Source organism: [Rhizobium] kunmingense (assembly GCF_977018605.1).
In genome coordinates this window covers 1,686,653-1,699,582 of the sequence record NZ_CDRNXG010000001.1, presented here as the reverse complement: position 1 = coordinate 1,699,582, position 12,930 = coordinate 1,686,653, and the positions used below count along the sequence as shown (strand labels likewise).

Here is a 12,930-nt window from a genome sequence, read left to right as displayed (position 1 = left end):
CATTACACTTATATCGGTTTCGCAACTGCGTAAAATTGTGCAATGCGAAAGCTCCGGGGATATCGGACGGGGCAAGTGAGTGGGGCAATGTCGAGCGATACGGTTTTCGATCTCTTCGTGATTGGCGGCGGCATCAACGGATGCGGCATCGCGCGCGATGCTGCGGGCCGGGGCTATTCGGTCGCGCTTGCGGAGATGAACGATTTCGCCTCCGGCACCTCGTCGGGCGCCACCAAGCTCATCCATGGCGGCCTGCGCTATCTGGAGCACTACGAATTTCGCCTCGTGCGCGAGGCGCTGATGGAGCGTGAAGTGCTCTGGGCGATGGCCCCGCATGTCATCTGGCCGCTGCGCTTCGTCCTGCCCTACCAGAAGGGTGGCGTGCGCCCCGCCTGGCTGATCCGGCTTGGCCTGTTCCTCTATGACAATCTCGGCGGCCGCAAGCTCCTGCCTGCCACGAAAACGTTGGATCTCAGGACCGACCCCGCCGGCAAGCCGCTCAAACCCGTCTTCGGCAAGGCCTTCGAATATTCCGACGGCTGGGTCGATGACGCCCGCATGGTCGTCCTCAACGCCCGCGATGCCGCAGCCAAGGGCGCGACCATCATGAGCCGCGCACGCGTCACCTCCGCCCGCCGCGAAAACGGCGCATGGCTGATCGAGACCCGCAACGAAATGTCCGGCGCCACCATCACCCATCGTGCGAAAATGCTGGTCAATGCCGGCGGCCCATGGGTCGATCAGGTTCTCGCCGGCGCGATCGGCCGCAACAACGTCCACAATGTCCGCCTCGTCCAGGGCAGCCACATCATCGTGCGCAAGAAGTTCGACGATGCCCGCGCCTATTTCTTCCAGAACCCGGATAACCGCATCTTCTTCGCCATCCCTTATGAAACCGATTTTACCCTGATCGGCACCACCGATCGTGACTATCCGGGCGACCCGAAGGACGTTAAGATCAGCGCGGAGGAAATCGATTATCTTTGCAAGGCGGCAAGCGAGTATTTCGCCGAACCGGTGACGTCGGACGACATCGTCTGGACCTATTCGGCCGTCCGCCCGCTTTATGACGATGGTGCATCGAAAGCGCAGGAAGCGACCCGCGATTACGTGCTGAAGCTGGACGAAGCCGATGGCGCGCCGCTGCTCAACGTCTTCGGCGGCAAGCTGACGACCTATCGCCGCCTGTCCGAACATGCGCTGGAAAAGATCGGCGAGGCTATCGGCAATAAGGGTGCGCCCTGGACCGGCAAAAGCCACCTTCCCGGCGGTGATTTCCCGGCAACGGGTACGGTCGAGGAAGAACGCAAGCTGCTGACGGCCTGCCCGTTCATCAGCCAGCGCCACGCATCACGGCTGATCAAGTGCTATGGCACCGATGCGAGGACGATACTGGGAGAGGCCGGGACCGTGGAGGGTCTTGGCCGGCATTTCGGCGGCACGCTTTACGAAGCGGAAGTCCGCTGGCTTATCGAGAAGGAATGGGCGGTCACGGCAGAGGATGTGCTGTGGCGCCGCACCAAACAGGGATTGTTCCTGACGGCCGGGGAGGCCTCAGGACTGGAGGAGTACATGGCGGGAGTTCGCCGGGCCGCCTGAGGCCTGGAACAGAACCGCTTGGTACCAAAGGGTTGGGAGGCCCGAGGTATAGATGCTGGAATTGCGCAACGTGTCGAAGACGGTGGCGGGCGAGTACCATATTCGCCCGACCGACCTGACATTAAGGCGGGGCACGCTCAACGTCCTGCTCGGGCCGACGCTCGCCGGCAAGACGTCGCTGATGCGGCTGATGGCCGGCCTCGACAAGCCGACCGAAGGCACTGTGCATTTCGACGGCGAAGACGTGACCAATGTGCCGGTGCAGAAGCGCAATGTCGCCATGGTCTACCAGCAGTTCATCAATTACCCGGCGTTGACCGTCTATGAGAACATCGCCTCGCCGATGCGCATCGCCGGCAAGGATCAGGCCACGATCGACCGCGAGGTCAGGAAAGCCGCCGACCTCCTGAAGCTTTCGCCCTATCTCGACCGCACGCCGCTCAATCTGTCGGGCGGGCAGCAGCAGCGCACGGCCTTGGCGCGCGCCATCGTCAAGAACGCCAATCTCGTCCTGCTCGACGAGCCGCTGGCCAACCTCGACTACAAGCTGCGCGAGGAATTGCGCGAGGAACTGCCGAAACTCTTTGCCGCGTCGGGCGCGATCTTCGTCTACGCGACGACCGAACCGTCCGAGGCCCTGCTGCTCGGCGGCAATACCGCAACCCTGCACGAGGGAGCCGTGACGCAGTTCGGCAGGACAGTGGACGTCTATCGTCAGCCTGCCGATCTCGTTACCGCCGAAATCTTCGCCGATCCGCCGCTCAACACGATCCCGCTCACGCGCGCCGGCAATGCCTTCCTCATCGACGGCGAACCGGTCATTCCCGTGCCGGCGCATCTGGCTGCCATGCCGGATGGACCGGTAACATTGGCTTTCCAGCCGCATCACCTGTTTCTACACCCTGCCAACGGTCACACCACGCCGCTCAAGGCCCGCACGCTGGTCTCGGAAATCGCAGGCTCGGAAAGTTTCATCCATCTCGATTTCGCCGGCCGCCGCTGGGTGATGCTCGCCCACGGCATTCACGATATCGAGCAGGACCGGCAGATCGAGGTGCATCTCGACAGCCGCCACCTGATGGCATTCGACCCATCCACCGGCAAGGCGCTTGTCGCCGCGCCGCTGGCGGCGTGAGGAGGACGGGGACATGGCACGCATCACGCTCGAACATATCCGCCACGCCTATAGCGACAAGGCAAAGGCCGCCGGCGATTACGCCCTGAAGGAAGTGCATCACGAATGGGAGGATGGCGGCGCCTATGCGCTGCTCGGCCCCTCCGGCTGCGGCAAGACCACCCTGCTCAACATCATCTCCGGCCTGCTCACGCCTTCGGACGGGCGTATCCTCTTCGATGGCAAGGACGTGACACAGCTTTCGACCGAGGAGCGCAACATCGCCCAGGTCTTCCAGTTCCCTGTCGTCTACGACACGATGACCGTCTTCGACAATCTCGCCTTCCCCCTGCGCAACCGGAAGGTTCCGGAAGCCGAGGTCGAAAAGCGCGTCAACGAGATCCTCGAAATGACCGATCTCGCCGGCATGGCCAAGCGCCGGGCGCAGCGGCTGACGGCCGACCAGAAGCAGAAGATCTCGCTCGGCCGCGGGCTGGTGCGCCCAAGCGTCAACGCCATCCTGTTCGACGAACCGCTGACGGTCATCGACCCGCATATGAAATGGGTGCTGCGCTCGCAGCTGAAGCGTTTGCACCGGCAATCCCGCGTCACCATGGTCTATGTCACTCACGACCAGACGGAAGCGCTGACCTTCGCCGACAAGGTCGTCGTCATGCATGACGGCCAGATCGTCCAGATCGGCACGCCGGCCGAGCTGTTCGAACGCCCGAGCCACACCTTCGTCGGCTATTTCATCGGCTCGCCGGGCATGAACATCATGCCCGCCGCAATCGATGGGGCCACGGCGCGGGTCGGCGACCAGCAGATCGCGCTCGCCACGGCGCCGGCGCTTGAAGGCGGCGGCCGTATCGAACTCGGCATCCGCCCGGAATTCGTCAGACTGAGCCGCGACGGCATGCCGATCACCATCAGCAAGGTGGAAGACATAGGCCGCCAGAAGATCGTCCGCGCCTCCTTCTGCGGCCAGCCGATTTCCATCGTGCTCGCCGAGGATGACGAGATCCCGGCCGATCCGAAAGTCTCGTTCGAAAAACAGGCGATCGGCATCTTTGCCGATAGCTGGCGCGTCGCCAGTCAAACCGGACGTCAGGGAGCTTAGCCATGGACAAAACCTTGAACAACAAAGCCTGGTTTCTGGTCCTGCCGGTTCTCGTACTGGTCGCCTTTTCCGCCGTGATCCCGCTGATGACGGTGGTCAACTATTCGGTTCAGGACACATTCGGTAACAACCAGTTCTTCTGGGCCGGCACCGACTGGTTCACGGAGATCCTCACCTCGCCACGTTTCTGGGATGCGCTGTGGCGCAACCTGATCTTCTCCGCCGTCATCCTTGCCATCGAAGTGCCGCTCGGCATCCTGATCGCGCTCAACATGCCCAAGCATGGACCGGGCGTGCCGGTCTGCCTCGTGCTGATGGCGCTGCCCCTGCTCATTCCGTGGAACGTCGTCGGCACGATCTGGCAGGTCTTCGGCCGCGTCGATATCGGGCTCTTGGGCTATGTGCTGAACTCGCTCGGCATCTCCTACAACTACACCCAGAACCCGACCCACGCCTGGGCGACCGTCATCGTCATGGATGTCTGGCACTGGACGAGCCTCGTCGTGCTCCTCTGCTATGCCGGTCTCGTCTCGATCCCCGATGCCTATTATCAGGCGGCCCGCATCGACGGCGCCTCGCGCTGGTCGGTCTTCCGCTACATCCAGCTGCCGAAGATGAAGCGCGTCCTGCTGATCGCCGTGCTCCTGCGGTTCATGGACAGTTTCATGATCTATACCGAACCCTTCGTCGTCACCGGCGGCGGGCCGGGCAATTCGACGACATTCCTGTCGATCGATCTCGTCAAGATGGCGATCGGCCAGTTCGATCTGGGGCCGGCGGCGGCCATGTCGATCATCTACTTCCTGATCATCCTTCTGCTGTCATGGGTGTTCTACACCGTCATGACGCAGAGCGATGCAGAACAGAAGTGAGGGGGAAAACGTCATGACCAACAACAGCTCAGGCGCCCGTTTCGGCTTCCTCATCCCGGTGATCTACATCATCTTCCTGCTCCTGCCGATCTACTGGCTCGTCAACATGAGCTTCAAGACCAACAGCGAGATCTTGGGCCAGCTGACCCTCTGGCCGACCAACCCGACGCTCAGAAACTACACCGTCATCTTCACCGATCCGGCCTGGTATAACGGCTATATCAACTCGATCCTCTATGTGGTGATGAACACGGTGATCTCGGTTCTGGTGGCGCTGCCGGCGGCCTATGCCTTCTCGCGCTACCGGTTCCTCGGCGACAAGCACCTGTTCTTCTGGCTTTTGACCAACCGCATGGCGCCGCCTGCCGTCTTCGCCCTGCCCTTCTTCCAGCTCTATTCCGCCTTCGGCCTGATCGACACCCATATCGCGGTGGCCATCGCGCACTGCCTGTTCAACGTGCCGCTGGCGGTCTGGATCCTCGAAGGCTTCATGTCGGGAGTGCCGAAGGAAATCGACGAGACCGCCTATATCGACGGCTATTCCTTCCCCCGCTTCTTCGTGAAGATCTTCATGCCGCTGATCGCGTCGGGCATCGGCGTCGCCGCCTTCTTCTGCTTCATGTTCTCGTGGGTCGAACTGCTGATCGCCCGCACCTTGACGACGACCGACGCCAAGCCGATCGCAGCCACGATGACCCGCACGGTTTCGGCGTCGGGCATGGACTGGGGCGTGCTGGCGGCGGCCGGTGTGCTGACCATCATTCCGGGCGCTCTCGTCATCTATTTCGTCCGCAACTACATCGCCAAGGGCTTTGCCCTGGGCCGCGTTTGAGAAGGAGAGAGACATGAGCTTCTCATGGATGGCCTGGACACCGCCCACAGCGATCTTCTTCATCGTGATCTTCACGCTCATCGCCGCGATGGGTGCGTGGGAATACTTTTCGCCGGGCGGCGGCCCGCGGGTCGGCATCCTGCGGTTCGAGACGACACGGGGCGACCGCCTGTTCGTTTCGCTGCTCGGCGCCGCCTTCATTCATCTCGCATGGCTGGGTCTTGGAGGCCCCAGCCTGTGGTGGGCTCTGGCCTTGTCGGTGGTCTACGCGATCGGCGTATTCCGCTTCGTCTGAGGCCAAGACGATGTGGCGGCGGGAGGAGGTCCGGCCGCCAATACAGACTTCGAATGCATAGCAATCGCATCAACCGGGAGGACTAGATATGCGACGGCATCTTATGACGACGACGGCAGTCATGCTGCTTGCAATGACGGGTTCGGCTCTGGCCGACATGGACGCAGCCAAGAAATTCCTCGATGCGGAAATCGGCGACCAGTCGTCGCTCACCCGCGCCGAGCAGGAAGCCGAAATGCAATGGTTCATCGATGCGGCGAAACCCTTTGCCGGCATGGATATCAAGGTGGTTTCGGAAACCATCACCACGCATGAATATGAATCCAAGGTTCTCGCAAAAGCCTTCAGCGAAATCACCGGCATCAAGCTGACGCACGACCTGATCGGCGAAGGCGACGTGGTCGAAAAGCTGCAGACGCAGATGCAGTCGGGCGAGAACGTCTATGACGCCTACGTCAACGATAGTGACCTGATCGGCACCCATTGGCGCTACCAGCAGGCCCGCTCGCTGACCAAGTGGATGGCCAACGAAGGCAAGGATGTCACCAATCCCGGCCTCGACCTGGAGGATTTCATCGGCCTGAAATTCACCACCGCACCGGATGGCGATCTCTACCAGCTGCCCGACCAGCAGTTCGCCAACCTCTACTGGTTCCGCTACGACTGGTTCAACGACGAGAAGAACAAGGCCGACTTCAAGGCCAAGTACGGCTACGACCTCGGCGTTCCGGTGAACTGGTCTGCTTATGAAGACATTGCCGAGTTCTTTACCGGCCGCGAAGTGAACGGCAAGAAGGTCTATGGCCATATGGACTATGGCAAGAAGGATCCGTCGCTTGGCTGGCGCTTTACCGATGCCTGGCTCTCCATGGCCGGCAACGGCGACAAGGGCCTGCCGAACGGCCTTCCGGTCGATGAATGGGGCATCAAGGTCAACGAAAAGTCACAGCCCGTCGGCTCCTGCGTCGCCCGTGGCGGTGACACGAACGGCCCGGCCGCCGTTTACTCCATCCAGAAATATCTGGACTGGATGAAGGCCTATGCGCCGGCCGCCGCCAACGGCATGACCTTCTCGGAATCCGGCCCGGTTCCGGGCCAGGGTGAGGTCGCCCAGCAGATGTTCACCTACACGGCGTTCACGGCAGACTTCGTCAAGAAGGGTCTGCCGGTGGTCAACGACGACGGCACGCCGAAATGGCGCTTCGCCCCGTCGCCTCACGGCGTCTACTGGAAGGAAGGCATGAAGCTCGGTTATCAGGACGTCGGCTCCTGGACGCTGCTGAAGTCCACGCCCGACGACCGCGCCAAGGCCGCATGGCTCTATGCGCAGTTCGTCGTGTCGAAGACCGTGGATGTGAAGAAGAGCCATGTCGGCCTGACGCTCATCCGCGATAGTTCGATCAACCACAAGAGCTTCACCGACCGTGCCCCGAACCTCGGCGGCCTGATCGAGTTCTACCGTTCGCCGGCCCGCGTCCAGTGGTCGCCGACGGGCACCAACATCCCTGACTATCCGAAGCTGGCGCAGCTCTGGTGGCAGGCGATCGGTGACGCGTCGTCGGGCGCAAAGACCGCGCAGGAAGCGATGGATTCGCTGTGCGCCGAGCAGGAAAAGGTGCTTCAGCGCCTCGAACGCGCCGGCGTTCAGGGCGACATGGGACCGAAGCTCGCCGAGGAACACGATCTCGAATACTGGAACAAGGATGCCGTCTCCAAGGGCAACCTTGCTCCGCAGCTGAAGATCGAGAACGAGAAGGAAAAGCCGATCACCGTCAACTACGACGAACTGGTGAAGAGCTGGCAGAAATAAGCACTGCTGTTCCTGTATGAGAAACGCCGGGGCGTGCCGTCACGCCCCGGTCCTGTCTCGCAGTGACCACGGGCAAAAATTCGCCTCTTCGCTCTTCATTGCGCCAAAACAAACAGATAGCGTCACACCGCGATACTGAAAACGCGGAAAATCGCGATCGGACTGCATCAGGGAGAAAAAGACATATGGGTGGTTTGATCCTCGCCATCGACCAGGGAACGACATCGAGCCGGGCAATCGTCTTCGATGCCGACATGGCGATCAGGGGCTTGGGCCAGCAGGAATTCACCCAGTTCTTCCCCGCTTCCGGCTGGGTGGAACACGATCCGGATGAGATCTGGCAGAGTGTTCTCGCCACGGTCCGCACGGCAATAGACAAGGCGGGCGTCACCGCGAGCGATATCGCCGCCATCGGCATCACCAACCAGCGCGAAACCGTCGTCGTCTGGGATCGCAAGACCGGCAAACCACTGCACCCGGCGATCGTCTGGCAGGACCGCCGCACGTCGAGCCTCTGCGAGGAGCTGAAGGCAAAAGGCCTGGAAGCCACCTTCACGACAAAGACCGGCCTCCTCCTCGACCCCTATTTTTCCGGCACTAAGCTCGCGTGGCTGCTCGACCATGTCGGGGGCCTTCGCGCCCGCGCCGAACAGGGCGAAGTCTGCTTCGGCACGATCGACAGCTGGCTGATCTACAAGCTCACCGGCGGTATGGAACACGTCACCGACGCTACCAACGCCTCGCGCACATTGGTCTACAATATCGGCGAGAACGCCTGGGACGACGAGCTTTTGAACATTCTCGACATCCCCAAAGCCATGCTGCCGCAGGTCAAGGATTGCGCCGCCGATTTCGGCATCACCGACGCCTCGCTCTTTGGCGCAGAAATCCCGATCCTCGGTGTCGCCGGCGATCAGCAGGCCGCCGTCATCGGCAATGCCTGCTTCGAACCCGGCATGCTCAAATCCACCTACGGCACCGGCTGTTTCGCGCTGTTGAACACCGGTACGGACCGCGTCACCTCGTCCAACCGCCTCTTGACCACCATCGCCTACCGCCTCGACGGCGTCACGACCTACGCGCTCGAAGGCTCGATCTTCATCGCCGGCGCCGCCGTCCAGTGGCTGCGCGACGAGCTCGGCTTCATCAAGGTTGCATCCGAAGTCGGCGCGCTTGCCCGAAAGGCCGACCCCAACCAGCGCCTCTACATGGTTCCCGCCTTCACCGGGCTTGGCGCCCCTTACTGGGATGCGGAGGCGCGCGGTGCGATCTTCGGTTTGACCCGCAGCAGCGGCCCGGCGGAATTTGCCCGCGCAGCACTCGAAAGCGTCGCCTTCCAGACCCATGATCTGCTCGAAGCGATGAAGAAGGACTGGACCGGCCATGGCGCCACCACCGTGCTGCGCGTCGATGGCGGCATGGTCGCCTCCAACTGGACGATGCAACGCCTCTCCGACATCCTCGCCGCCCCCGTCGACCGCCCCGAACTGCTGGAGACGACGGCACTCGGCGCCGCATGGCTCGCCGGCTCCAGAGCCGGCGTCTGGCCGGATGCAAAGGGCTTCGCCGCGCGCTGGAAACGCGACACGCGATTTGAACCGGAGATGGCTGACGGGGAGCGCAAGACTGCGATCGCTGGCTGGCAGGACAGCGTCAGACGTTGCCTGAGTAACCGCTGAGCGCGGCGACAGACTTCTGGTTTTTTATATTGTCGGTTGGCTTTTCCGGCCGCGGGGCCCGATGACACGGGAACCTGTAACGTCCCCGCTCCGCTGGAATATGAGCCGGCGGAGCATCAGATCACATATAAGCCTCTGTTTAAAATGACTTTTCTGAACCCCGTCTGGACGCTGATGCCTGGCAGGTAATTCCATCACCGGCCGTCGACAATACCGGCATCACGTCGCCAGTTTCGTCTGGCGTTGTATGATAGCGAGCCACCCACTCAAATCCTCATCGCCGCCCTGCCGTCCTGCCTTATTCCATCACGGCCACTTACAGGCTCTTGGCGAAACATATTTTCTACAATTTCAGTAGAATTAGAAAGACCAGTCTTTCTGCATCTGATTATGCTGATTAGGCTTTCCTCATGCAGTTGGACGTCGATCCGATTGCCCACGCATAGCGTCGCCAGGGGACCCGAATGACCAGCTCAATTTTCTCATCCAAGCATCACATCAACCGCCGTCACGCACTTACGCTCGTAGCATCCGTGGCAGGTGGCGTTTTACTCGCCGGCGCAGGCCTTCCGTCTGCCGCAAGCGCTGAAGCTGCCGAACAGAAGGCGATAACGATTACGGATGAGCTTGGGCGCGAGGTCACCCTTAAGGCGCCGATAAAAGCTGTCTATACCGACCTCTGGTATCAGACCGAAATCGTACGGGCGATCGGTGCCGCGGATACGATCGTCTCCATCGATCAAACGTCCAATCCCAACAAGAATACGGCGAACAAAGACTATTTCGCCAAATTCGCCGACCTTCCGGATGCCGGCAATTTCAACAGCCCCAACTGGGAAACGATCGCCGCATCCGGTGCGGAAGTCTTTTTCACCCGCCGCAACGCGCCGTGGCAGGATGCGGTCGAGAAGCTGAAACCGTTCGGCATCGAGGTCGTTGTCGTCAGCACCTGGGACCCGAAGGTCCTGAGGGCGCAGTTGCCGAACATCGGCAAGATTTTCGGCGAAGAGAAAGGCGCTGCCGATCTCGCGGCTCTTTACGACGACATCGACAAGCTGCTTGCCGAGCGACTGAAAGGCGTCGAGCCCAAGAACGTATTCTTCGAAAACAATGCCGATTTTGTCACCTCCCTTCCCGGCTCCGGCTGGCACGACACGATCGTGCTCGGCGGCGGCAGGAACATTTTCGGCGACATCGCCATCGCCAATACCGGCAGCGCATCGGTCCACACCTACACGGTCGATCCGGTCGAGATCATCAATCGCAACCCCGATGTGATCATCCACAACGGCGTGGACGGAAAGGCCTCCGGTTATGCCCCCTGGGATCAGGAACTGCTCGCCGAACAGGCACAGCGGGTCGTCGATCGCCCGGGCTGGAATTCGATCAAGGCGGTAGAGAACAAGAACGTCTTCGTCATCAACAATTTCTTCTTCTCCGCACTGGGCAAGCAGATTGGCGCGCTGGCGGTGGCCAAGTGGCTGCACCCCGATCGTTTCGCCGACATCGAGGTCGATGCCTATTTCGCCAGATGGCTTCAGGCACAGGGCGTCGAGGCAAGACCGGTCGCCGACTACGCCTACAAGCTCGGCGGCTAGACCGCCCGCGTCGACACGAAATCCCAAGCCTTGCGAGAAAAAACATGAGTTCAGTGCATTCGGCCACCCTGCACCCCATCGCCCCGCCCGGTTCACGAGGATCGGCGGACCGCTATACCAGCCAGAAGCTGGCAATAATGCTCGGCCTCGCTGCCGTGGTGATCACCGCACTGATCGGTATCCGGATCGGTACATCGGGCGCCACGCTTCTCGATGTGCTGGAGACGTTCTGGTCCAAGATCGTCGGCACCACCCCGACCGACCGCGCGACATTGCTCAAGCACAATGTCATCTGGGAGCTGCGCCTCCCGCGCGTTCTTCTGGCAATTCTCGGCGGGGCGGCGCTGGCCGTCGCGGGCGTGCTGTTCCAGGGACTGCTGCGCAACCCGCTGGTCAGCCCCTATACGCTCGGCATCGCGCCGGCCGCAGCCTTCGGTGCCTCGCTCGCCATCGTCCTCTTCGGCGCAACGGCCGGCAGCGCGGCGATTTCACTGGTCATCGGCGCACTTCTCTTCTCGTTTCTCAATACCGCGCTCGTGCTTTCGCTTGCATCGGCCAGACAGCTGCACCCGACGACGCTCATTCTCGTCGGCATCGCACTGTCTCAGCTTTTCGGAGCGCTGACCGCCTGCATCCAGTATTTCGCCGAGGATGAAGTGCTCGCCGCCATCGTCCGCTGGACATGGGGCTCGGTCAACAACTCGGCCTGGTACCAGGTGCTCGCCCTGTTCGTGCTGCTCGCCCTCGCCTTCCCCTATATCCGCTTCCGCAGCAGCGCCTTGAACGCCATCGCCTTCGCTGGCGACGATTCCGCCAAGAGCCTCGGTGTCGCCGTCTCGCAGGTTCGGCTTCAGACGATCGCCATCGCCGCGACACTCACCGCCGTGACGATCGCCTTTACCGGCATCATCGGTTTCGTCGGACTGGTAGCGCCGCATATCGCAAGGCTGGTGGTCGGCGCGAACCATCGCTTCCTCATCGCATTCTCGGCCATCATCGGCGCCCTGCTCCTCGTCATCGCCGATGCCGTCGGCAGGCTGGTTATCAATCCGGGCGTCATCCCCGTCGGCATCATCGATGCCTTGGTGGGAGCGCCGATTTTCCTCTACCTCATCCTCACTCGACAAAAGGCAATCGAATGACCCTCCAGATTTCCTCACTCGAAGTCGGCTATGGCAAGCGACAGGTCGTCAAAGGCGCCAACCTGACCGTCGAAAAAGGCGAACTCGTCGGCCTTCTCGGCTCCAACGGCTCCGGCAAGTCGACGCTGATAAAGACCATTGCCGGGATCAACAGTCAGACGAAGGGTACGATCACCTGGAATGGCGATACCGACCTGACAGGGCTTGCCCGCAAGGATCTGGCAAAAATCGTCGCCTATGTGCCGCAATCGATCGGGCTTTCCTTCGGGCTCGATATACGCGAAGCGGTCCTGCTCGGGCGCACACCCTATTTCGGAACCCGCCCGCGTGACGAAGACTGGGCGCATGTCGATGCCGCCATGCTGAGGATGGGCCTCGACGAACTGGGGGACCGGGCGGTCACCGAGCTTTCCGGCGGACAGGGCCAGCGCGTCCTGATCGCGCGGGCGCTGGCCCAGGACCCGAAAATCCTGCTCCTCGACGAACCGACCAGTGCACTCGACATCCGCTATCAGTGGCAGACGCTGGAAGTGGCGCGCGATGTGACGCGGAAAAACAATGTGGCTGCGGTCATCGCCATCCACGATCTTAATCAGGCCGCCCGCTTCACCGACCGCGTGGTGTTTCTCCAGGATGGCATCGTCATCGCCGAGGGACGACCGGCCGACGTCTACTCGCCGGAACTGATCAAGCGGGTCTACGGCGTGGATGTGGAACTGTCGACCCACAAGGGCTTCGTTCAGGTCCATCCGCTGTCCGAGCATGGTCATGCAAAGCTCGGGCTGCACCCCGCGGCATTGGAACCTTCTCGGGCACATCGCCCGGCCGAACAGCGCGAATACGCGACAGCCTGACACTCTTTTAAGGAA

At 61.5% G+C, this 12,930-nt stretch carries 11 protein-coding genes; all 11 read left to right on the top strand.

Going from position 1 to position 12,930, the window contains the following annotated elements; genetic code table 11:
• Nucleotides 1–87: 87 nt before the first annotated feature.
• The gene (gene glpD / locus AC0JZ4_RS08215) at nucleotides 88–1,599 is read left to right on the top strand and encodes a glycerol-3-phosphate dehydrogenase (protein ID WP_471885893.1); all 1,512 of its coding nucleotides are present in this window, start codon (nucleotides 88–90) and stop codon (nucleotides 1,597–1,599) included.
• Between the two features lie 52 nt (nucleotides 1,600–1,651).
• Nucleotides 1,652–2,734 carry an ABC transporter ATP-binding protein gene (locus AC0JZ4_RS08210; RefSeq protein ID WP_471885892.1) on the top strand — a complete coding sequence of 361 codons (1,083 nt, stop codon included), beginning with the start codon at nucleotides 1,652–1,654 and terminating at the stop codon, nucleotides 2,732–2,734.
• Nucleotides 2,735–2,747: 13 nt separating this feature from the next.
• Nucleotides 2,748–3,833 (top strand): ABC transporter ATP-binding protein, encoded by a 1,086-nt coding sequence (locus AC0JZ4_RS08205; RefSeq protein WP_471885891.1) that lies wholly within the window; start codon nucleotides 2,748–2,750, stop codon nucleotides 3,831–3,833.
• 2 nt (nucleotides 3,834–3,835) lie between these two features.
• Nucleotides 3,836–4,705, top strand: a complete 870-nt coding sequence (locus AC0JZ4_RS08200; RefSeq protein ID WP_471885890.1) for a carbohydrate ABC transporter permease — start codon at nucleotides 3,836–3,838, stop codon at nucleotides 4,703–4,705.
• A gap of 13 nt (nucleotides 4,706–4,718) precedes the next feature.
• Nucleotides 4,719–5,537, top strand: coding sequence for a carbohydrate ABC transporter permease (locus AC0JZ4_RS08195; protein ID WP_471885889.1), 819 nt, complete (start codon nucleotides 4,719–4,721; stop codon nucleotides 5,535–5,537).
• A 13-nt stretch (nucleotides 5,538–5,550) separates the two neighbouring features.
• Nucleotides 5,551–5,832 (top strand): DUF2160 domain-containing protein, encoded by a 282-nt coding sequence (locus tag AC0JZ4_RS08190; RefSeq protein WP_471885888.1) that lies wholly within the window; start codon nucleotides 5,551–5,553, stop codon nucleotides 5,830–5,832.
• A gap of 88 nt (nucleotides 5,833–5,920) precedes the next feature.
• On the top strand, nucleotides 5,921–7,642 hold the full coding sequence (locus AC0JZ4_RS08185; protein ID WP_471885887.1) for an ABC transporter substrate-binding protein: 1,722 nt from the start codon (nucleotides 5,921–5,923) through the stop codon (nucleotides 7,640–7,642).
• Between the two features lie 185 nt (nucleotides 7,643–7,827).
• A complete protein-coding gene (gene glpK / locus AC0JZ4_RS08180; RefSeq protein WP_471885886.1) occupies nucleotides 7,828–9,321 on the top strand; it encodes a glycerol kinase GlpK in 1,494 nt (497 codons plus the stop codon).
• A gap of 464 nt (nucleotides 9,322–9,785) precedes the next feature.
• A complete protein-coding gene (locus AC0JZ4_RS08175) occupies nucleotides 9,786–10,919 on the top strand; it encodes an ABC transporter substrate-binding protein (RefSeq protein WP_471885885.1) in 1,134 nt (377 codons plus the stop codon).
• Between the two features lie 44 nt (nucleotides 10,920–10,963).
• Entirely contained in the window at nucleotides 10,964–12,061 is a 1,098-nt protein-coding gene (locus AC0JZ4_RS08170) for a FecCD family ABC transporter permease (RefSeq protein WP_471885884.1), read from the top strand.
• Nucleotides 12,058–12,915: an ABC transporter ATP-binding protein gene (locus tag AC0JZ4_RS08165; protein WP_471885883.1), complete on the top strand. Its 858-nt coding sequence runs from the start codon at nucleotides 12,058–12,060 to the stop codon at nucleotides 12,913–12,915. Before AC0JZ4_RS08170 ends, AC0JZ4_RS08165 begins: the two co-directional genes overlap by 4 nt.
• Nucleotides 12,916–12,930 lie beyond the last annotated feature (15 nt).

What these genes read in the sequence shown, in the direction of transcription:
- glpD (WP_471885893.1), top strand. Translation starts at nt 88, where the DNA reads ATGTCGAGCGATACGGTTTTCGATCTCTTCGTGATTGGCGGCGGCATC.
- AC0JZ4_RS08210 (WP_471885892.1), top strand. Translation starts at nt 1,652, where the DNA reads ATGCTGGAATTGCGCAACGTGTCGAAGACGGTGGCGGGCGAGTACCAT.
- AC0JZ4_RS08205 (WP_471885891.1), top strand. Translation starts at nt 2,748, where the DNA reads ATGGCACGCATCACGCTCGAACATATCCGCCACGCCTATAGCGACAAG.
- AC0JZ4_RS08200 (WP_471885890.1), top strand. Translation starts at nt 3,836, where the DNA reads ATGGACAAAACCTTGAACAACAAAGCCTGGTTTCTGGTCCTGCCGGTT.
- AC0JZ4_RS08195 (WP_471885889.1), top strand. Translation starts at nt 4,719, where the DNA reads ATGACCAACAACAGCTCAGGCGCCCGTTTCGGCTTCCTCATCCCGGTG.
- AC0JZ4_RS08190 (WP_471885888.1), top strand. Translation starts at nt 5,551, where the DNA reads ATGAGCTTCTCATGGATGGCCTGGACACCGCCCACAGCGATCTTCTTC.
- AC0JZ4_RS08185 (WP_471885887.1), top strand. Translation starts at nt 5,921, where the DNA reads ATGCGACGGCATCTTATGACGACGACGGCAGTCATGCTGCTTGCAATG.
- glpK (WP_471885886.1), top strand. Translation starts at nt 7,828, where the DNA reads ATGGGTGGTTTGATCCTCGCCATCGACCAGGGAACGACATCGAGCCGG.
- AC0JZ4_RS08175 (WP_471885885.1), top strand. Translation starts at nt 9,786, where the DNA reads ATGACCAGCTCAATTTTCTCATCCAAGCATCACATCAACCGCCGTCAC.
- AC0JZ4_RS08170 (WP_471885884.1), top strand. Translation starts at nt 10,964, where the DNA reads ATGAGTTCAGTGCATTCGGCCACCCTGCACCCCATCGCCCCGCCCGGT.
- AC0JZ4_RS08165 (WP_471885883.1), top strand. Translation starts at nt 12,058, where the DNA reads ATGACCCTCCAGATTTCCTCACTCGAAGTCGGCTATGGCAAGCGACAG.